General features: G+C 49.9%; 22 protein-coding genes. 14 read left to right on the top strand and 8 right to left on the bottom strand.

Annotated features, from left to right (window positions below; all coding sequences use genetic code 11):
* Positions 1-150 precede the first annotated feature (150 nt).
* Together AC27N8_RS16195 and AC27N8_RS16200 are read right to left on the bottom strand one after the other, a co-directional pair.
* The gene (locus AC27N8_RS16195; RefSeq protein WP_487074701.1) at positions 151-846 is read right to left on the bottom strand and encodes an alpha/beta hydrolase; all 696 of its coding nucleotides are present in this window, start codon (positions 844-846) and stop codon (positions 151-153) included.
* Between the two features lie 446 nt (positions 847-1,292).
* Positions 1,293-2,462 carry a pentapeptide repeat-containing protein gene (locus tag AC27N8_RS16200; RefSeq protein WP_487068426.1) on the bottom strand — a complete coding sequence of 390 codons (1,170 nt, stop codon included), beginning with the start codon at positions 2,460-2,462 and terminating at the stop codon, positions 1,293-1,295.
* A 345-nt stretch (positions 2,463-2,807) separates the two neighbouring features.
* On the opposite strand from AC27N8_RS16200, the gene AC27N8_RS16205 reads away from it, so the two are divergent.
* The gene (locus tag AC27N8_RS16205) at positions 2,808-4,145 is read left to right on the top strand and encodes a S53 family peptidase (RefSeq protein ID WP_487068427.1); all 1,338 of its coding nucleotides are present in this window, start codon (positions 2,808-2,810) and stop codon (positions 4,143-4,145) included.
* A gap of 331 nt (positions 4,146-4,476) precedes the next feature.
* Here AC27N8_RS16205 and AC27N8_RS16210 read toward each other — a convergent pair whose 3' ends face one another.
* A complete protein-coding gene (locus AC27N8_RS16210) occupies positions 4,477-4,950 on the bottom strand; it encodes a hypothetical protein (RefSeq protein WP_487068428.1) in 474 nt (157 codons plus the stop codon).
* A gap of 6 nt (positions 4,951-4,956) precedes the next feature.
* The gene (locus AC27N8_RS16215; RefSeq protein WP_487068429.1) at positions 4,957-5,427 is read right to left on the bottom strand and encodes a hypothetical protein; all 471 of its coding nucleotides are present in this window, start codon (positions 5,425-5,427) and stop codon (positions 4,957-4,959) included.
* A 134-nt stretch (positions 5,428-5,561) separates the two neighbouring features.
* On the opposite strand from AC27N8_RS16215, the gene AC27N8_RS16220 reads away from it, so the two are divergent.
* Positions 5,562-5,741 carry a hypothetical protein gene (locus AC27N8_RS16220; RefSeq protein ID WP_487068430.1) on the top strand — a complete coding sequence of 60 codons (180 nt, stop codon included), beginning with the start codon at positions 5,562-5,564 and terminating at the stop codon, positions 5,739-5,741.
* A 168-nt stretch (positions 5,742-5,909) separates the two neighbouring features.
* Entirely contained in the window at positions 5,910-6,044 is a 135-nt protein-coding gene (locus AC27N8_RS16225; RefSeq protein WP_487068431.1) for a hypothetical protein, read from the top strand.
* A gap of 289 nt (positions 6,045-6,333) precedes the next feature.
* Here the strand turns inward: AC27N8_RS16225 and AC27N8_RS16230 are convergent, their stop codons facing one another.
* Positions 6,334-7,068 (bottom strand): alpha/beta fold hydrolase, encoded by a 735-nt coding sequence (locus AC27N8_RS16230; protein WP_487068432.1) that lies wholly within the window; start codon positions 7,066-7,068, stop codon positions 6,334-6,336.
* 178 nt (positions 7,069-7,246) lie between these two features.
* Positions 7,247-8,122, bottom strand: coding sequence for an alpha/beta fold hydrolase (locus AC27N8_RS16235; RefSeq protein WP_487068433.1), 876 nt, complete (start codon positions 8,120-8,122; stop codon positions 7,247-7,249).
* A 320-nt stretch (positions 8,123-8,442) separates the two neighbouring features.
* Here AC27N8_RS16235 and AC27N8_RS16240 point away from each other — a divergent pair, with 320 nt between their 5' ends.
* The 11 genes from AC27N8_RS16240 to AC27N8_RS16290 all read left to right on the top strand — a co-directional run bounded on the left by AC27N8_RS16240 (position 8,443) and on the right by AC27N8_RS16290 (position 19,606).
* Positions 8,443-9,417: an MmyB family transcriptional regulator gene (locus AC27N8_RS16240; protein WP_487068434.1), complete on the top strand. Its 975-nt coding sequence runs from the start codon at positions 8,443-8,445 to the stop codon at positions 9,415-9,417.
* A gap of 96 nt (positions 9,418-9,513) precedes the next feature.
* Complete coding sequence (fxsT, locus tag AC27N8_RS16245) at positions 9,514-12,333, top strand: FxSxx-COOH system tetratricopeptide repeat protein (protein WP_487068435.1); 2,820 nt, start codon at positions 9,514-9,516, stop codon at positions 12,331-12,333.
* A gap of 690 nt (positions 12,334-13,023) precedes the next feature.
* Complete coding sequence (locus tag AC27N8_RS16250) at positions 13,024-14,139, top strand: tyrosine-type recombinase/integrase (protein ID WP_487068436.1); 1,116 nt, start codon at positions 13,024-13,026, stop codon at positions 14,137-14,139.
* 111 nt (positions 14,140-14,250) lie between these two features.
* Positions 14,251-14,430 carry a hypothetical protein gene (locus tag AC27N8_RS16255; protein ID WP_487068437.1) on the top strand — a complete coding sequence of 60 codons (180 nt, stop codon included), beginning with the start codon at positions 14,251-14,253 and terminating at the stop codon, positions 14,428-14,430.
* Positions 14,431-14,604: 174 nt separating this feature from the next.
* Positions 14,605-14,901 (top strand): hypothetical protein, encoded by a 297-nt coding sequence (locus tag AC27N8_RS16260; protein WP_487068438.1) that lies wholly within the window; start codon positions 14,605-14,607, stop codon positions 14,899-14,901.
* The gene (locus AC27N8_RS16265) at positions 14,894-16,504 is read left to right on the top strand and encodes a hypothetical protein (RefSeq protein ID WP_487068439.1); all 1,611 of its coding nucleotides are present in this window, start codon (positions 14,894-14,896) and stop codon (positions 16,502-16,504) included. The genes AC27N8_RS16260 and AC27N8_RS16265 overlap by 8 nt, the downstream gene beginning before the upstream one ends.
* A gap of 209 nt (positions 16,505-16,713) precedes the next feature.
* Positions 16,714-17,805 (top strand): ParM/StbA family protein, encoded by a 1,092-nt coding sequence (locus AC27N8_RS16270; RefSeq protein WP_487068440.1) that lies wholly within the window; start codon positions 16,714-16,716, stop codon positions 17,803-17,805.
* Positions 17,805-18,083, top strand: coding sequence for a hypothetical protein (locus tag AC27N8_RS16275; protein WP_487068441.1), 279 nt, complete (start codon positions 17,805-17,807; stop codon positions 18,081-18,083). Before AC27N8_RS16270 ends, AC27N8_RS16275 begins: the two co-directional genes overlap by 1 nt.
* Positions 18,084-18,833: 750 nt before the next feature.
* On the top strand, positions 18,834-19,064 hold the full coding sequence (locus AC27N8_RS16280; protein ID WP_487068442.1) for a hypothetical protein: 231 nt from the start codon (positions 18,834-18,836) through the stop codon (positions 19,062-19,064).
* A 105-nt stretch (positions 19,065-19,169) separates the two neighbouring features.
* Positions 19,170-19,433, top strand: coding sequence for a hypothetical protein (locus AC27N8_RS16285; protein WP_487068443.1), 264 nt, complete (start codon positions 19,170-19,172; stop codon positions 19,431-19,433).
* 2 nt (positions 19,434-19,435) lie between these two features.
* Positions 19,436-19,606, top strand: a complete 171-nt coding sequence (locus AC27N8_RS16290) for a hypothetical protein (RefSeq protein ID WP_487068444.1) — start codon at positions 19,436-19,438, stop codon at positions 19,604-19,606.
* Positions 19,607-19,715: 109 nt separating this feature from the next.
* On the opposite strand, the gene AC27N8_RS16295 is transcribed toward AC27N8_RS16290, so the two are convergent.
* Both AC27N8_RS16295 and AC27N8_RS16300 read right to left on the bottom strand, forming a co-directional pair.
* Positions 19,716-19,907 (bottom strand): hypothetical protein, encoded by a 192-nt coding sequence (locus AC27N8_RS16295; protein WP_487068445.1) that lies wholly within the window; start codon positions 19,905-19,907, stop codon positions 19,716-19,718.
* Between the two features lie 18 nt (positions 19,908-19,925).
* Positions 19,926-20,357: a hypothetical protein gene (locus AC27N8_RS16300; RefSeq protein ID WP_487068446.1), complete on the bottom strand. Its 432-nt coding sequence runs from the start codon at positions 20,355-20,357 to the stop codon at positions 19,926-19,928.
* Positions 20,358-20,394: the final 37 nt, after the last annotated feature.

The raw sequence follows: 20,394 nt of genomic DNA on the forward strand, positions 1-20,394 counted from the left end.
TATTTTTCTTCCCATTTCGATATTGGAAAAACTTCCTGGCATAGGATAAAAAAAGACAGGATGAGCTATTCCTATGATAGAGGAAATCTTATCTGCCAATCAGGTCACTATCAGGAGAATGAATATCCGCCTGCATGTCACTGAAAAATGTCACAGACCGAGGACCAGGTCGCGTACAGCAGCAGGCTGAGAGAGAAACGGGTGGTGGCCAGCATCAATTTCTATCACGCTACCTGCCCGACGAGCGAATTTGCGTTGTTGGTCAGCCGGGGTCCCCCGGTCTTTGGCGCACACGAGGTACGTCGAGGCAATGTGCTGCCAGGCCGCTGACTGCACCGGCTGCTCGAGAACCGTTAAGCTCTGCTGAGCCGTTTTGTTCATGGCCGCTTGCTTGATGTCCTCATCGCAGTCCTGCAGAAACGTCTCCGCCAGGGCATCCAGCCGGACGGTGAACGTCCCACCTGTGGAATCGATGTCGAGGAACGGGGCCGGTTCCTCACCGCCGAACGAGGATAGGCTCTGCCCAACCTCGGGCAGATAGCTGGACACGAGCAACAAATGGCGCACGGAACCCACGCCCGCCGCTGCCTCGGCAATGATGATCCCGCCGTAGCTATGCGCAACGACGACGGTCGGCTCGTCGCTCGCGGTCAAGACCTGCCGGACGGCGGCGACATCGTCAGCTAGCCCAGGTCCTCCTGCACCAGTCAGCTCACCCCTCTCGCCGCAGCTCGGGAGGACAGGCGCCTCGCTGGCGACACCCCGCTCAGCCAGCAGAGCAGCGGTTCGGTGCCACCACCAAGCTCCGTCCTTGACGCATGCCCCGTGCACGAAAATAACTCTCATCATGATCTCCTCGTTTAGTTGCTATCACGTCGGGATATATTGCCTCAGCCAGGAATTCGACGGCTCATTTGAGTGCATGAACAATGTTGTCGACCCACTTCCCGGCGTTTATTCGCAAAAAATCGTTGGTTATCTTGGAGAACTCTCATTGCTGCTCAACCCGAGGTTCATCAACCACGTTTCGCAGTTCCACCATCCATCATAAGGAATGTCGGTTGCTATCGCTGCACTCTCCGTTCTAGTACCAAGTTAGCATGACGCCTCTAGCAGTGTCAAGCTCAGCGTGAGGTTGACCTGCTGCACCATCTGTTTATGAACCCGTTACTTCATCATCATATCTTCTAGCTGTAACCGTCGCGTGCTGGCTCTGGATGCCAATATAGTATCCATGATACTCAGCACCGTACTGAGGATCAATAATTTCGTCAAATCGTCTCAGAGTCACACTATATTCTTGAGCATTCACCATCATTTTTTCCATGAGATCCATCAATAATTCTCCCATCTGGATCAGAAGGTACTATACTCCCTTGAGCAGAAGGAACTGATGAGGCTTGCGCGTCGTTGCCTTGTGGTGGCGAGGCCAGTGTACCAGTAGACTGATACGCATTGGTTGCGGGGCCTTCTTCAATGATGGCCCCTTTCGCTTTACAGGTTGCTAATTGCTCTCTCGTTAGTCCTGTGACTCCACGTAAGTCGGCCTTTTCTAAGGAGTGGGCATCTTCAATATTTGTCTCGCCGAGATCGGCCCCGCTCAGATCAGTTTCATTTAGATTAGCCCCGCTCAGATTAGATTGAAAGAGACGTGCTCCACTGAGTGTTGCCCTGTAGAAATTGGTATTTCGCAGAGATGCATGTCTCATCCGAGCTTGTTTGAGATCCGCTCGTGCCAGGTATGCATTGTCGAGGAAAATGCCCGTTGCATCAAGCGCCTGCAAGCTTCCTTGAATCTGACTACGAGCCAGAGGAAAAGCTTCTTTGAAGATCACAATGAGAGCTTGGCTCAGTGTGGTAAGTGGCAAAGGAGCAGCTGGATCTTCTGGTAGCTTGGAGGTCCTTGGAAGGCGCAAATGGGCGACCGCAAGATCAAATGTCTGGATATAAAACTCCTCGTGGCCACGGTGCAAGAAGGTCCGTAGGAGAATAGCGGCACCGACTTTGACCTCTTCTCTCTCGTTCCCTAATCCTGAAACCGCTGCCTGGAAGCGTTCCTCCGCACGTTGTTCCCGTTCCCGCTCTCGATCTTTCAACTCTTTGCCTTGCGCGTCTCGTCGATCTCTGCGCCAGCGCCAGATACCAAAGAGTGCGCCGATGACAATGACAAAGGTCGAGAGGGCACTGGAAAGGACGGTCGCGGCGTTGTCCCAAAACCAATTATCCCACGTATGCTGCTGTGTGGCGACCTGTTGGGTAAGTTGCTCTTTGTTCAGTGCGGTCACCGTCGCATCTTCTGCCGGCGTTGTCTGCACCGTCACAGTGCTCGGTGTCGCAGTTTCCGAAGTGAGCTCTTGCGCATGAGCCAGAGACACAGGAACCCATGCGGCAAGGACGAGGAAAAGTACCATACCAGTGAGAATGATTCCGACCTGTAACAGACCACGCTTTTGCCAATGCATAGCCAGAGCCTCCCTGTTTGTTGTACCTCTGCAGATATTCTACCTGGAAAGACGCACTATATGGAAGAGTCTCCAACGAAGAAGAGTCAGGTTATCCATCAAAGCAAGAAAAGCTAGCCACCATGCTCTTGTTGCTGTACTGAATCCGAAAGAGAGACTTTCTACAATGACGACCAGTAGAGTTGAACAGATCGCAACCATTATTAAAGCACGACAACCAGCAGAGAACCCACTATCACTGATCTGTAACACAAATCTCCTAGCAACTTGCCAAATCTGGTTGTATCCAATAAAGTCAGAGCACGACAATAAAAGACGAACTCTATGAAGGAGTTATTCAGAATAATGTACCTGACATCGATATCCCGTCGTCTGCTAGCGCTCTTCTTTTTATGCGTGCTTCTCACCGCCTGTGAATACTCAGGAAACGGGGCTGCCAGTGGCATGGCTACGCCCACGGCAACCAAAGCATCGCCAACACCAGCAGCGACGTTCACACCAGCCCCATTTCCTACTGATCCCTCCCTGAACGATACCTGTCCTGCGAATCTTGCCTCTCTGATGAGCTGCCAGACACCTCAGAGTATGCGCATGGCCTATGGACTGACCCCTTTGATCGAGAAAGGGTTTACTGGCAAAGGACAAACGGTTGTCGTTATTGTTGCAGTTGGGAGTCCAACGTTGCAACAGGATATCGATGTATTTGATACGCAATTCGACCTGCCCCCGATCACCATTCAACAGATGAGCCCTTTGGGGGAAGCGACGGAACCAGGATCTGGTTGGGCAAGCGAAACAACGCTGGATGTAGAAACGATCCACGCGTTGGCCCCAGAGGCGAATATTGTGGTCCTGACCAGTCCATTAAATCACAAAAAAGGGATCATTGCATTATCTGATTTCCGCCAGTTATTCCAATATGCCCTTGACAACAAGCTGGGAACTATCGTCTCAGAAAGTTGGGGGGACTCGGATATTGCGAGTAAAGGAGCGGAAGGACAGATGGAAATACGCAAATGGGATACGCTGTATCAGCAGGCAACCATCCAGAACGGCATGACGATCTTCGCTGCGTCTGGTGACCATGGCGCGTCTGGTCTGGAGGAGGATGGTCAGCGTCTCGCGCCCACGGCTACCACCAACTTTCCGGCGGATGATCCCTGGGTTACCAGTGTAGGAGGCACGACGTTAGACCGCCATGGGACGGCGTTTGCAGAGGTTGCCTGGAATCATAGTGGTGGTGGATTCAGTATGTTGTTTCCTGAACCGGCGTATCAGAAAGCGCTGCCTACCACTATCCAGACGCTCTCACAGAACCGGCGCGGCGTCCCTGACGTTTCTGGCAATGCGGAACAGGACAGTGGGCTAGCTCTCTATGAGGATGGTACCTGGACGACGACTGGTGGGACCAGTGGTAGTGCGCCGATATGGGCTGCTCTCGGCGCAATTGCCGATCAGATGGCTGGTCATCCCCTGGGTTTTCTGAATACGGCCCTCTATCAGATAGCGATGTCAGCACGATATACCCAGGATTTCCACGATATCACTGTGGGAAATAATAGCATCCTCGATGTTTCAGGGTATTCAGCAGCCCCAGGTTGGGATGCTATCACTGGCCTGGGTAGTCCGAACGCGGTGAATCTGCTCCCCGATCTTATTCATATACTGAACAATCAGAAATGATCTCTGGGATAAGAGCAGGGGCGAACCGAGAAACCACGCGAAGCAAACATGAGTGCGGATTACCAAAGGAGATGGTCGGCAACCCAAAGCTTCTCCCAACGTGCTTCACACACTCAAAATCGTTCTGGCTTGGTTCCATGTGACACGCATTTAATCTGATATTTGTATTCTACTCCAATATTTCCCTTTATAAATATTTTTCATCATAACATATCTAGTTATTTTATATTTATATCTATACGACAAATACTGCTTTTAGCTGTAAATCGTCACATATTCATCCTTGTAACGTAAAATACCTCCATCGAATTGTTATATAAATATGGTCGTATTAGTCTTGACGCCATTTACCTTCAGTACGAATAAATTGAGACATCCAACGCTCCTCTTCTTCCAGTACGTTATCAGGAACATCGGGACAATCAGGCAAAAAGGTGTCATGCCAACGAAAAAGATCAATCCCAAGGGGAGTCTCAATAATGACAGGAGTATGACAGAAAAAACAACGCCGAGAACTATCGTACCGGAAAGTTCCACTACAGGCACATGGCAGCAAACATTCCTCCAGTGCGTGCATAAGAGCGGTGTAAGCATCCCTCTGAAGGAGTGCGTTTCTTTTCCTTACTGACTCTTGAATCTGCTGATAGACTGGATCATAATAGCTCACTTCAACATGGATAGGGCAACGATCACAGTAGAAAAAGTATTCATCATAGAATGGCGAATGATCAACACGATACAACGACTGATGACACGAAGGACATTCAATCCGCTCACCATGAAGCCAATTTTCATCCTCATCCACCTCACATCATCTCCTTCCTAAATCATGCCAATAGTTTCGGCACAATGATCTTAGAGCATCAACACACATTACCTGACCAACCTCATCAAAAAGAGTGATAGTGTCACAGGCAACAAAAAGCTCACCTGCCGGAAGACTCCCATAGCGATTATGAGAAAGCCTCTCATATCGATGGCAGTAAATAGAAACCCCATCAGGATGGCTCTCAGCATTGGCTATTTCCAACTCATCTACCAACGCATTTATCCTGTCCCTATCTTCGATAATCACTTCATCGTCCCAGAATGTCAGCGTCAGTCGTCGACAATTTTTGAGAATCCCTTTGAAACAATGATAGGTAGGATGAAGCATCTGTGCCAGGTATTCAATCTCAACCTCAAAGTGAAGATCATTGTCTACTTGATGAAAAGGGGTAAAGCTTCCATCATGAAACAGATTAAAAATATCTTTTTGCTCTTCAGTATCCATTTTACGCAAATAGTTTACATCTTTCCTTTTCCTAAGACACTGTCGACAGTACTTATAAAACGTGCCCGTGCGATGGAATGTCCTGGAGACATACTTGTTGTGCGATTCCCACTTCTTTCTAAAAATCGTAGAGGATTTCCCTGATGATCTACTTCATCATAACCATTGTACTTGATCATGTCGTGAAAATGTGGGTTTTGTATAATAATCATCATTCCGAGAGCAACCAGGACACCGAGATCTCAGTGAAACGGCTGGTTGAGGATAATAATGCATACTACTATACAGAAGAAGAGGAAGAGAAGCCACAGAAAATGTTTTGAGTAAGCATAACCACTTGTCATGACATTTTGTGCTCATTTGGGTAAACGTCTGGCTGGTTTTTCCATCCAACGGAGATATGATGCACTTCTCTAGGAGAGATAGTATGTTGTAGCATAGCACCGAAAAATAACATCGGGGTTGTACGAGAAAAGAGAAATTATAGCCCTATGGGAACAGATATTGACGGCTGGATCGAATACAAAGATGTTGATATAGATAATGAAGTACGGTATCCAGCCATGAAACTTGGTGTGATATATCTTGGAGAGATTATGAGACATGCGACTATTTCTTTGGCATAAAAAGGTGGGACCTTCGACATGAACCCAAGCAGGCAGACGATTAACCTATTGCAGCCAGAAGAGGATTACCAGATGATATTTCTCCTCAAGTGAAAAATGACGCAGCATCCAGCGGGCTATACGCACTTACGTGGATCACATGGCATGAATAAGGCAGCTAAGATAATCAGTGCAATCACACAACAAATGTGGGATACTTTGCTGATGTACTTGCTCCATTCCTTAGGACGAGCGTTTTCACCCCAAAAAATGTTGTGTAATTGTACTGAGAAGAGAGGAGCTACTTAACCTACTTGGCGATGGGCACAACCGCTTGTACCACACTCAGGATGAGATCGGTAACTGTGTTCGGATGGGAAATCATGGAGACATGGCTTGAGACAACCGAGGAGACGGTCGCTCCTGCACGTTGGGCCATGAAGCGTTGAGCATCAGGTGGAATCATCTGATCCTGTTCAGTGACCAGATACCATGCAGGCAGCGTTTTCCATACTGGCTCCCCAAATGTGTCCTCCCCGAGAAAAGCACTGGCGGCGATAGGCTTCTGCACTGCGGCCAGCACCCGCGCCTGTGTCTGGTTCACATCGGGGGCGAAGTACTGTAAGAATCCCTCTCGGTCGAGCCAGATAAGACCCTGCTCGTCAGGGCGGAGTGCTGCTCCACCTGCCGGTTGTGGTCCTCCAGTAATCAAACCTTTCAGCGTCTCCCCTTGATCAGGGGCGAACGCCGACACGTACACCAACCCGACGACATTGGGCGCATCCTTCCCAAGCGCGGTGATGACCGCGCCTCCATAAGAGTGAGCAACCAGGATGGTAGGACCGCTTTGAGCACTTAACACCTGCCGAACTTGAGCCACGTCGTCAGAAAACCCGGTCAGGGCCATCTGGACGGCAGTCACGGTGTGGCCTTCTTTCTGGAGGCGCTCAATGACACTACTCCAACTGGAGCCGTCCGCCCAGGCGCCGTGAACCAATACAATGTTTGCTCCCTGGTGAGCGTGTTTATGCGCAAATAGGCTCATGAGTGTGTTTTCCTTTCGCTCGCGAGACAAGCAGAGCTTACAACCGATGGAAGCAACTCTTTCTCCGTTGTAAAAACAGCCATCTCTACATCTGAGATATTTTCAATGATTGGAAATATGCCATCTCCGTCGCTTTGCTTGGAGATGAAATTGCCTACCCGCTTCTGCTTTCATGCGACTACGAGTGAATCGCTTGAGATGCCGCCAGAATAAGCTTGGAGACCTCGCGGGGATGAGAAACCGGCGAGGCATGGCTTGAAGCAATCTCATGAGTGGTGGCACCCATTCTCTTCGCAAAAAAGCGCTCGGCAGCTGGATTGATTACCCGGTCATTCTGGGACACGAGATACCAGGATGGCACCGATTTCCAGGTGGGCGTTCCTAATGGAGTGCCAAGACAAGGGAGCCCCCAGGGCTTCTGCGTCAGCGCGTCCGTCTTGGCTTCGATTGCATCTACATCCTGCATAAAGACAGAGGGAAAGGCCGATGGCGTGATCCAAAGGGCGTCAGGTACAAACGAAGGCACGAGTGCGTTGCTAACGGGTGTGGTGGGGAACTGACCAATGAGACCCTTAACGGTCTCCCCACTATCGGGAGCAAATGCTGCGACATAGACCAGGCTGCGCACGTTTGAACCAGTGAGCCCGGCGTTGCTAATCACGACTCCGCCATAGGAATGACCAACCAGGATCGTCGGGTTGGAGGTAGTCATCGCAAGGTAGGCCAGTGCTTCGTTCGTGACGGCGACGTCATCGGCTATCGAGGTCATGGGAAGCTGGACCGTTAGCACGTTGAAACCCTGAATTTGGAGCAAGGGAATCACTTTGTTCCAACTGGAAGCATCAACAAAGGCACCATGAACGAGCAGGACATTGATCCCCGCTCCTGCTGATGTATGTTTATTTGTCGTGTTCGATGCACTCGCCGCAGACGCAGAAGATAGGGTATGACTCAGAAAAGCCGTGACTCCGGCTCCCACAAGAACTGTCTTTCCTGCTACGATTCCTGTGCGTTTGATAAACGTGCGACGCGTGGTCGCGAAAATACTTCTCAACGAATGGTCCTCCGTCAAGTACAAACTGTTGTGAAAGAAGAGTAACTTCGTGACAGTTTGTATCCATATTGTATAACTCAATAAGAAAGGGCGTTCCCAAAGAACTATTCCCCACTCGGGATTATAGCGAAAAAGCGCTTGCTCTCAAACTGCATCAGGCTGCAGATGACCCTTCAACTTCGGGAGGAGTGACAGCATCTTGCCGGTTTTCTTAGCATATGAAGGAATGGCAAGCCACATGTGCTTTGTCCTGTTGCGTTGCAAGAGAAAATCGTATCTGGTAGAATAGAAGCATCGTCGAGAAAAATGGTTCAGGATATATGATGGAATTACAGCCCTCGCTTCCAACAACGGTTCATTCTGATTGTGTGGAGTTCGTCAGAGTCGTTGAAGAATTGCTTCTCCTCAGGCAGCATGAAGCCGGCCAGAGCCGTGAGACCCCGCCCTTTGCAGCGCGGGAAGACAATTGGGGACCACGCAAATGGCACCGCACAGAACTCGAAGATATGGTTTACAGCAGCTATAAACGCATGCGGCAGGGACATATTACCCGTCCACCCCGGCGGGCGATGGTGATGGAGATCGCGGACTACTTCCAATGTAGCTTGCTAGAACGCAATCGTTTACTTCTTGCAGCCCATACTTTCCCGGTCGAACGCTATCTCACCGGGCCAGACCTGGAGAGCGTGCTGCGCGTGGTAATTGAAACTGCTTGTGCACTGCCAATGCCCGCGATGATTATCAACCGAGACTGGCACATTCATTATTTCAATACGCCGCTCCTGCGCCTCTATGATCTCTCTCCCGAACAAATTGCGCAGCTTCCTGCTTCCTCTGTGAACTTACTCCAGTTGCTGTTCGATCCCACGCTCCCACTGTATCCCAACCTGATGATCAATCGTGAATCCTGGGAGCAAATGGCCTCCCAGACCCTCTACGGTTTTAAAGCGGCAAACATCCTGAGCATATATGAACCCTGGTATCAGGAAGTGCTTAACCGGCTCCTGCTCCTCCCTGAATTTGCCTCGCATTGGCAGCAGATTTACCTGAAAAAAAGCGTAGAAGCGGTTCCAACATCACCAGCAGGCGTCACTCTAGAAACATCTGTCCCACGCCTGGGAGATCCTTCCCGCTCGCTCTTCTTGCGCCCACTTCTCATTTCCACAGGCTATTTCCACTACACATTTCCCCAGATTATTGGCTTTCTCCCCATCTCTCTAGAGGATCAGGCAATTTTCGAGGAGATCGAACTGCCATATCTTACGCCAACTTCTAGCGGACAAATTGTCCCTTGAGCTTCCTTTACACTAGTGAAGGAGTTTTCGGGGAGTTTGCAAGAAATAATCTCATCCGGGTTATTATCTGGCTGTTGCAAATAAAGGAAAAAGGTTATGCAAAAAGAACCCTGGCATCAGCGACTGCGGCGTGAACGCATCAACCGTAACTGGCGACAAAGTGATCTGGCTGAGCAATTGAATGTGGCAATTACGACAGTTCAACACTGGGAGCGCGGGAGGCATCAACCCAGCGCCTACTTTCGTATAAAACTGAGTGCGCTCTTTGGATACAGTATGCAAGAAGTGGAGATAGAAGATGCCTCGCTCTCCTCCACTCTTGTCACAAGTGAGGAAGCGGAAGCAGATGATGTAGAGAATAAGTCACAAAAAGAACTGGTTCTTTGGACAGTACCTTATACACGCAATCCTTATTTTACCGGGCGAGAATATCTACTGGATCAGCTTGCCCAACAATTCGCTCCGCCATCCGCAAATCAGCCAACGTTGTCGCACCAGGCGATCTTAACACAAACACAGGTCATCAAGGGACTGGGAGGCATTGGCAAGACACAGATTGCCATTGAGTATGCATATCGCTGTCTCGAACAGGGGCATTATATTCATACCCTCTGGGTCGTTGCCACTAGCGAAGAAGCCATCCAGAAGAGCTTTGTCGAACTCGCAGCGCTTCTGCCTGAAACAGTGACGCAGGGCGAGACGGATCAGCGCAAGCTCGTCACTGCTGCTCTGCTCTGGCTCGAGCAGTGTGAGCAGCCGTGGTTGCTTGTTTTTGATAACGCTGATGCCCTGCCTCTCGTGCAACCCTATCTTCCTCGACGTGGCAATGGATGTATCCTCCTTACCACGAGAGCGCAGGCAGCAGGTTCGCTGGCTCCCTCTCTTGAAGTGGAAAGTATGGAACAGCAGGAGGCTATATATTTCTTGTATCGCCGGGCGCAGCGCTGTGTAGAAGGTTCTCCTCAGGAGATCGAGGCGGCTCGCACGATCGTTGAGACGCTCGCCCGATTCCCACTTGCTCTCGATCAGGCTGGCGCCTACATCGACGAGACAAAATGTAACATTCGTGACTATCTACAGATCTATCAAAAACGCCATTATGCCCTGCTCTCCCGCCGTGGCATGCAGATCACATCGTATCCAGAAGCGGTTGCAACGACCTGGTCATTGTCATTCACACAAGTGGAACAAGCCAACCCGGCTGCCGCAGATTTGTTGCGTCTCTGCGCCTGTCTCGCGCCAGATCATATTCCTGAAGAACTCTTCACAGAAGGAGCTGCCTACTGGCCTCTTGCTTTGCAGCAGGCCGTGGTAGATCGTTTCGCCTTCAACCAACTCCTGGAGACCTTACTGGCCTTTTCTCTCGTGACGCGGTTCTCGGAAGGCCATTTTCTGAGTATCCATCGTCTGGTGCAGGTTATTCAGATGGAACAGATGACGCCGCAAGAACAACGTCAATGGGCAATACGTGCATTTCTTGCTATATACACGATCTTTCCTCATGATCCAGAGCACGACGTGAGCTCCTGGCCTCAATGCCTGCGCTACCTGGAACAGGCCTATGCCTGTAGCCAGTTAATCCAACAGCATCATCTTCTGCTCCCTGAAGCCGCCAAGGTCCTTCACTGGACAGCAACCTACCTATGTGAACGCGCATTCCACCGCCTGGCCGAGCCATTGTATCGGCAAGCCATCCAGATCAGAGAGGAACAAGGAGGAGTTGAGCACCTCGATGTTGCCGCATCTTTGCACGGTCTGGCAAAATTATACCGCCGACAAGACAGGTATGCGCAAGCCGAGCCTCTCTATGAGAGGGCATTGCACATTCGTGAACAGCAAGTAGGGGCTGAACACCCTCTGGTAGCCGATTCTGTGCATGATCTGGCCGATCTCTCTAGAGGACAGGGGAAGTTTGCGGCCGCAGAACAGCTTTATGAGAGGGCGTTGCACATTCGCGAGCGTCAGTTAGGCGCGGAGCATCCTCAAGTGGCCGACTCCCTGAACAATCTGGCGATCCTCTATGAAAATCAAGGAAAGTTTGCGGCCGCAGAACGACTTAATCGGAGAGCGCTACGTATCCGTGAGCAGGGTCTGGGCACGGAGCATCCTCTGGTAGCGACGTCCTTAAACAATCTGGCTATTCTTTTCCATCGCCAGGGGAAATATACAGAAGCCGAGCATTTATATCGGCGAGTATTCCATATTTGGGAGCAGCAGATAGGATTAGAACATCCTCTGATGGCCACTTCTTTGTACAACCTGGCAATTTTCTACTTCCGACAGGGGAAATACGCTGAAGCTGAGCCACTTTATAAAAAAGCACTAGCCATTCGCGAACAACAATTGGGCGCAGAACATCCTGATCTTGCTACGTTCTTGAATGGATTAGCACATGCCTACACTCGGCAGAGGAAATACACCCAAGCCGAGCCACTCTTCCAGCGGGCAATTCGCCTCTGCACATTGGAGTTAGAATATCCTAAAGTAGCCTATCCGCTCAATGGGTTAGCAAACGTCTACGGCGTGCAAAGGAACTTTACAGACGTCAGGCCGCTTTATACGAGAACATTGAGCGTCTGGGAACAGCAGGTAGGGCCGGAATATCCCGAGGTTGCTTACCCACTGAGCGGGCTTGCCAGGCTTTACAGGGAACAAGGAAAATATACAGAAGCTGAAGCGCTCTACACAAGAGGACTAAGTGTCCGCGAACGCCTATTGGGATCAAAACATCTTGAAGTAGCTGACCTCTTGCACGAATTTGCGGGCTTTCAACATGCTTGTGGCAAGCACACGGAAGCAGTTGCGATGTACCAGCGTGTGCTTACTATCTGTGAGCAGGTGCTCGGGCCTGCACATGCGAAAACCATCGACGCCCATCAGTGTTTACACGCGGTTCTGACAGAACCGCGTGAATAAAAACAAGGCAGAAACGAAATCCTACTCATGCAATGACAGCTATTTGAGTATATCGAAATATCATTCTATCCGACAATATTTTTAGATTTTTTTCTGATCTCGTGATTTTTCACTTTCAAGGCTTTCTCTCTCCAAGAGTATTTCCCAAGAGTCAGCATGAGAGAAAAATCGTGCTTCCAGGAGAGCTCTCCATATTGTTGCCCATTCTACTACACGAAAGGTGACCCGCATCTGAAAGATCTTCATCTATGTGGTTTTCTATCGATAGAGGACATCCTATCATCGGCATCGAAAACACACAGAAGAGTGAAAAGCGGCACTCTGGGTGCAAACAAATACAAGGAGACGGCAGGCTGTTTCGGGCAGATAGACAGGATGTTGGTAGTGGTTCTGGCAGGCTGTCGCACAGCGAGAGGCAGGGAGTCTCCCCAAAATACGGCAGGCTGTTGTTGCACGGATGGATGTCCATAACATAATCGTCCCCTTGCTGACGCAGCCGCGTGTCGCTTCGTGTGAAGCGGCCTCCGACCGGCCTGCAAGGGGACGATAGAAACAAAAAAGCGGGAGACGAGATTCGAACTCGCGACAGCCTGCTTGGAAGGATGTACTGTCGGAAGGTTGGCCTAACAAGCGTATCTATAGACTATGCTCTGTCTCACAGCGCCTTACATACCCTTGCAAGGGGGTGTTATGGCATATAGCAAGATTCACAAACGGGCGGAAGATGAAAATGTAGTAAGCGTCCAGGAGGCGCTCAGTGATTTCCTGGCAGATCCTGAAGTTAGGAAGTTATCTGTAAAGACGCAATCTGAGTATCGCTATGTAATTGGCACATTCGCAAAGTGGTGTGCGACACATTCGGTGAGCCAGAATAAGAAAGACAGCACCTGGTCGGCCGTGAAAGTGCGTGATCATCATGATCCTATCTATCTTCACAAGGTCAACGACCAAGTCGTGTTTTGTTTCCTCCAGCACCTGGCCGAGACCCACAAGCCCAGCAAGTCTGGCCAGGAAGAGCTTTCCTCATCGACCTTTGCGCAATATGTCAAAGATATCAAGCGTCTCCTCAATTGGTGTCTTCTCGATGATATGTATGGTGAACACGTGAAGGCCTCAGTTGTCGCACGCATCAAAAAGCCGGAAATCATAGATGTCATCATTGAGACATTTTCAGAGAAGCAAATTGCGGACATCTTCAAGGTATGCGATAAGGAGCGCTATGAGCATCTCCAAGTGCGCGATCGCGCTATCGTCGCGCTCCTGCTAGATACTGGCATACGTGCGACGGAGCTCTGCACACTGACAATTGGCAATGTGGATCTCAGTACAGATGATCCGCATATCCGTGTGTTTGGAAAAGGGAAAAAGTGGGGCGAGATTGGTATGGGTGAGCAGACCAGGCGCTACATGCAGAAATACCTGCGCATGTTCAGAGAGCCAACCATTGAACATGAGGTTAAAAGCACTTGCCACAATCTGGGCGAGAAGCAGCTAGCCCAGCTCGTAAAAGTAGAGAGAAATAAAGCGGTCTTCTTTGTTAATCGCGCAGGCGACCCGATGACGCGTAACGGTCTTTTGCAGCTGATGGTGAGACTTGGCGAGTGGGCAGGCATCGAAGGTGTAAGATGCTCACCGCATACCTGGCGCCACACGTTCGCGAAGCTCTTCATGAAAAACGGCGGCGACATTTACAAATTGTCGAAGCTCCTGCGGCATAGCAGTGTTAAGGTCACTGAGATGTATCTGAAGTCGCTCAATCAGAGCGAAGCTCGCCGCGGTGCAAAAAGCGTCCTCGACAATCTCTAATTCATGAACAATAGTCAAACTTCATGATTATGCGTGTAAGTATTGACAAGTTCATGATCATACAGTATCATACATTGTATGGACGTTGGTATTGAGAAAGAGGAATTGCTAATGCTCAACGAAAAGGAGATAGAGACGCGTCAGCGTTGTCCAGTAAGCGTGATGCTCCCACCTGAACTTTACTCAAAGCTTCGTGCGTATGCGGCGAGGAATGAGCACACGATAAATAAGCAGGTCAATATCCTGCTGAGGGATTTTTTTCAGGAAAAAGAGATCCAGGAAACAAAATAACCCGAGGCGCCATCTCCTGGTTCCGTGCGCCAACACTTCCCCAGGAGACTATTCTCAACAGAATATAACAAGCGATCTGACCGCTTGCGTAGCGTGCTTAAAGTATAACATACACAATGTGATACCTGAAGCCGCTCCACAAGCCTAGTGACATAAGATAACATGAGGCTAGGCATGATGACTCAATTTGAACAAAAACAGCAGCGCAAAGAAATTGACGCTGCAATGCAGCAACACATCGCGACCCTGCACGACGCAGGCTATGATGCGCTGTCAGCACTTCTCACAGTTCTTCTCGGCATTCTCAGCTTTCTTCATGCCGCGGTCCGTGTTGTTTTCGCGATCGTCGGCATGGTGGTCTGGACGCTCGGCGTCTGGCTCATCGCGCTTAAAGCGCTGCGCATGATGTGCATTATGCGCTCTTCCACATCTCCCTTTCGAAGCGAGCTGGAGGTGTCACACGATGAGTAGCACTTCTCACAGCAGCTGGGGCAGTCCGTACTTCATTCTGTTCGTGCTGATCCCGTTTGCTCTGGCCTGCTTTTTGCTGTACGAAGCCTACATGTGGCTTGCACGGAATGGCTCGATGTTGGTTCCCTGGGCGATCGGCATTGCAGTTGTGTTGGGCGTCATTGGATTGACCTGGGTGATCTGGCGCATACGCAAAGTCTGGCAGGATCGCGCATATGAAAAGGACGTTAGGCGTCTGGAGCTCAAGCGCTTAGAACATCAGGCATCCATCGAGGAGCATCGTGCTCACATGTTGGAAGAGGAGGCCTCAACACGGCAGACCTCCAGGCAACTGATGGAAGAGACACTTTTGCTGATGCAGGAAGCACGGCGCAAAGGACACAACGTCAATATGGAATATGCCAGCGATGGCACGGTCAAGCGTATTCAGACGATCGCAGCTCGTGCTGCGCAGCGCATGTCTCTCGAAGAGATTGACGAGGAGTCGAGTGATGTTCCTCAATTGCCAGCGCCACTGCCAAAGATGGTCCGCTACGAGGATGTTCGTTCACAAGTCCCGGTCGGGCATGTGCTTGTGGGTATGGGGCGTGCTGGCCTGGAAACACGAGAGGCTGCAATTGGGGCATGCCTGTGGATTGTTGGCGGATCTGGCACAGGCAAAACAAGTTCGACAACAGTTCGCGTCGAGGAGCGGGCAGCAGCTGGTCATAGCTTTCTGGGAATTGATCCTCACTTTTTCAAACCTGACAGCTTGACGAATGGGCTCAAAGCGTATGAGTCACGCTTCCTTATGCCAATGGCGCACACACCGGAAGAGATGTCTGGTGTGTTGACGGCGTTCCTCAATGAGTTTCGTGGCCGTAAGTCTGGCCAGATCGCTCAACCCTGGCAGCCGATCACATTGCTCGTCGACGAAGTCAATGCGTTGATGGACCCGGCCGACGAACTTGAAGAAGAAATAGCGAAGATGCTCAAAACGATCGCTCGCATTTGTGGCCAGGAAGCACGCAATTTTCAAATGGGTGGCATCTTTATCAGCCAGCAGGCGACAGAACTGGCATGGCTGCGCAAAGTTGCGCTTATGATTATTGTCCATCAGCTGAACATGGAGAGCGAAAAAAAGATCGCACTCCAGAATGATCGCGAGGCGATGGAAGATATGAAACGCTGGCCAGTTGGCAGAACATACGTCTATGGGATTGGGTTTCAGGAAGGTCCTCGTACAGTCCAACAGCCGTACTTTTCGAAGGTGGTTGACTCATCAATTCGACCGGTTATGGAGGACTTACCACGACGTCAATCTGAGCCATTGGATGTTTCCAGGACAAGCCCCTTGCAAGGGATTGGAAACGCTCCGGAAACACCCTGGGAAACGCCTACTGAAGCGCTTTCAGATGATATGGATGATATGTTTGGAAACGCTGATGATCTGAGCACAGAAAAAGATATGCCTCCTGTTTCCGCGGAAAAATTGGAAACAATTTCACGGATGAGAAAAGCCAATTTTTCAGACCGAGATATTGCCAAATCAGTGGGCCTTTCCGGCCGAAAATATGACCTATATCGCCAGTCAGTTGCTTATCTGGAGTCGCAATCAGAGTAGTTCACAAAAGCGCGTACTTGTACACAATAAATGTGGAAAAGTGCGGACGAACGATTTCGGTACGCAATAATCGCGTACCTGTACAGCAAAAGTTCATCAAAATACAGAGAAATTATTGAAAAGTGCGGACTGATAAGGCGAGTACACAAAAAGTCTGTACCAGTACATAAAAAGAACGTACAAAATTGTACGCAACGAAAGAAGGAATTATGAACACTTTTTCATCAGTTGGAGCGACTTATTATGGCGGTTTTGATCCCGGATCGGGTCTCGCAGGACTCAAAATTTACTCGGCCACCGGCGCTCATCTGCCAAAAGACATCCTGACCATCGACTCCTGTATCGCGTCTGGCAACGCTGATAAGCTCCTGAACCGTGGCGATATCAATGCCAAGATTGCTGATGTCTTACGTCCTGGCGAGTCCTTGCTGACCTTGAACGGTTATGACTACTTCCTGGAAGATCTGGTTAAGGAGGGCAAGAACGCCACCTACGAGTTGGCCAATTCTGCCAGATACTGGGGCGATCATTCTATCGCCCTGATGTTGGTCCTGGCCGCCAAACTGATTCCAGAGCGATCGTTCACATTGCGGCTAGTGACCGCACTGCCAGTGACACTCTACAATCGCGAAAATCGACAGAAGATGAAAGATGCACTCAGCGGCTACTATCGCTATAGCTATAACGGTCGCGAACGTGAAGCGTACATCACGATTGGGTACGTGGCCATGGAAGGGCAGGGAGTGCTCATCACTGCCGGCAAGATGTTGGGAGAGCAGGGAATTATAGACATCGGTGAAAGGACTACCGATCTGGTAGCAGCTGATGGGCAGAAGCTCATCGTATCACAATGCGGCGGCAACAAAGACTTAGGTGTTGGCTTAATCACCGATGCCCTGGGCGATCTCCTCAAGCGCTACGGTCGCGTGATGTCTATTCCGCAATTGCACGACATTATGAAGGTCTGGGCGACCGGCAATGTGCGTGAAAACATCACGATGCCTGGTGGTGTGGTGCCCTGGTCACAGGTTGAGGGTGTCATCGATAAGGCACGGTATCAGCTGGCCAGAGGCATCGTGAGTTTCGCCTCCAGCACCTGGAATGTCGAGGGCGAGAGCGTTGGCCAGCGTTTCACGCAAATCACGGTCGGAGGTGGCGGCGCGTACTACGTGGACGACATCATTTCTGGCCTGCTACCACGCGTGATGATCCCGGCCAATCCGGAGCATTCGAACCTGCAAGGTTATGCCGACCTGGCTTTAACACTGGAAGATAAAATCCAGAATGTGTGGGTGGCGTAATGGCAAGAGATGATCGAAAGGCGTACTGGCTGGTGGATCTACCGAAAGAGTCCGATCCACTCAAAGCATTAGACAAGTTTGCGGAAGAGCAGGGATTAATTTCCCGCTCTGATGCGACTCGCATTATTCTTGTGGCCTGGGCAAAAGCTCAGCAGGGTGGGCAAAACGCCGCTCCAGTGCAGCAGATCCAACCACAACCCTTGCAAGGGCAAGGACAACCACAGTTTGAGCGTCGCCGCACGCTTAACGGGAATGCATCCGCAGTTGAATTAGATTAGTTTTTGAGAGGATATAGACACATGGGAGCAATTTCAGGGCTTATTATGATCGGTCTGATTGCGTCAGTGATCTTCGCGCCGGCACCGAAACCACCTGCTAGGTGTCCGACGTGTGGGCAATTGCTCCCAAAGTCACCGAAGCCGAAAACTGAAATTGGGCCCATTGTCTTTTTGATTATGTTGATTATTCTGCTGGCCTGGGCCAGTAAGTGAAAGGGATTTTATATGTGCTATCACAGCAATATCAGCAGCAGCATCAGATGCGATGATAACCAACAAGTGGAATTGAATGATACAGTTGTCGAAGGATTGACTGTCCACAATGTTCATCCAGTAACAGGATATGCTTTTTTGTTTGGTTTTATTCACGACGCCAGCCGCCACAGAATACATGTGAAGAAATCAAATGCAAGTGATATATGGAAAGTGTACTTAGGTAGTGGCTTGTAGTAGTCTTGTCTGGTTTCTGGTGGTCGCACGTTGGTCACCAGGCACAAGCCAAGAGTTGGCTTGAAGTATCGAAAGGAAAAAATACCATGAAAAACATGCCGGGAAAATCACCTGTAACATGTCTCTGGTGTCATCAGTCAGTGAGTGATTGCACATGCGACATTAAGGATTTTCTTCAAGAAAAACGTGGACAAGCAAGTCATGATGCTGCTACTGTTTGTCCTACATGCCGTGACGATTTTACAGCAAAGCAAACTTGTCAGACCTGCCATGGTTGGGGATATGTGAAAGGATAAGTACATGAGATTTTTTACTTTTAGAACACAGGGTGTAGAGGATGAAGTGTTGCCAACGCCTGAGCAAAAGGAATTGTTCCTGGCCGGGTATCGCGTTGGCTGTCCGGTGGAAGGCGATAAGGGCGCTGATGTCGATACAAATAATCCAGACTATCAGCGGGGTCTGGCCGCTGGACAAAAGGACTTCAATGCTCTGCCTGCCGATCTCAAGTCAAATGGTTGTATTCGATCATAACACGAAAGTGGCATATTTCAGCCACCTTCTCTTGTGGTAGCTGGTAGGGGTTCAATCTGGCCAGCTGCCAGTCACAGTATAGCATGTGACAGAAAGAAAATAATCATGAAAAACATTCTCATTCGTCGTACTGGGCTCAGCGCCGAATCGTTTGAAATAGTTCGCGAAGGACTTGAAGCCAGCCATATATTTTTTTCGGAAGATGATAATGGGCTGCGCCTGACGCTGAATAGTGCTGGAATTGCAGATCTTGATCGACGCATTGCACGAGCGCAGCAGGATGATGACCAATCTTACTACTGTGGTCTGTGTCGTGGCTTCCAGTCGTTGGCGGCACCATGCGTGCATCATTCAGGCGGTGGTAAATGAGCATGAGTACAGCAGAGCAGCAGGAGCTGGAGCGCTTACGTGCCCAGCTCGCAGATGTGCAGACGCGCCTGCGCCATATCATTCTTGCGGATAATCCCAGCGACGCCGCATTCAAATACCTGGAAGAGCTGAAGGCCAGCGCACAGCCAACACAGGAGGATCGGCCGTCATGAAGAGAGAGCGTGTAGTATACTAGGAGTGTGCTCCAGTTCTCTTCAATAAGATTTGAGCATTATAAAAAAAGCAGATCGACAATACGCTGATCTGCTTTTCTCTATGTTTTTATCGGTGAATGGTGATATCTTTCACGGACAGGAGCATTCTAAAAAATGTTTCGGCCTCCCATGCCTGCTCGGGATCGAAGATGAAATGAAACAGTTTGCGGCCACTGAGCGTGACACGAGCTTCGCGCTCATCTATCGTGCAAAACACTTCTTCATTCCTGGACGTGAGACCTTCAAGCTCCTTATTCATGTGTGGTTCCCTTTCAAGCTAAACATTCAATAGACAACGAAATGATTTTTGTGCATGAAGAGAACCCTTTTCACCCAGGTCAGTGATCTTGATATCAGGTTGTTGCTCCTTCTTGAAATGTGGTGCTTTTAGCAATGCCAGGAGGCCAAGCTCACCATCCTGAATCAATGTCTCGATCTGCTGGGGAGTAACCAGGCCTGCATCGGTCATAATGCCGTGTGTTGTGCGGCGATCCGCTTCAGCGTTCAATACATGTTTGATGTGATAGCATTTCATACCATTTGAACCGCCAGTGCATGTGCAGGAGGTTCGACCATTTGCGTGCACGCAGGTTGTGTATTCTTTGCCCTGGTCGTTGCGAACGATGCAGCAGACAGATTTATTGCGCTTCACAAAGTAGCGTGTGACGATAAAACAGGTCTTTTTCTGAGTGTTTTTCTTGCTTGCCATGATTGATTGCTCCTTCATTTTTGTTCTCTTCAATGAT

Source organism: Dictyobacter sp. Z7_2 (genome assembly GCF_057551105.1).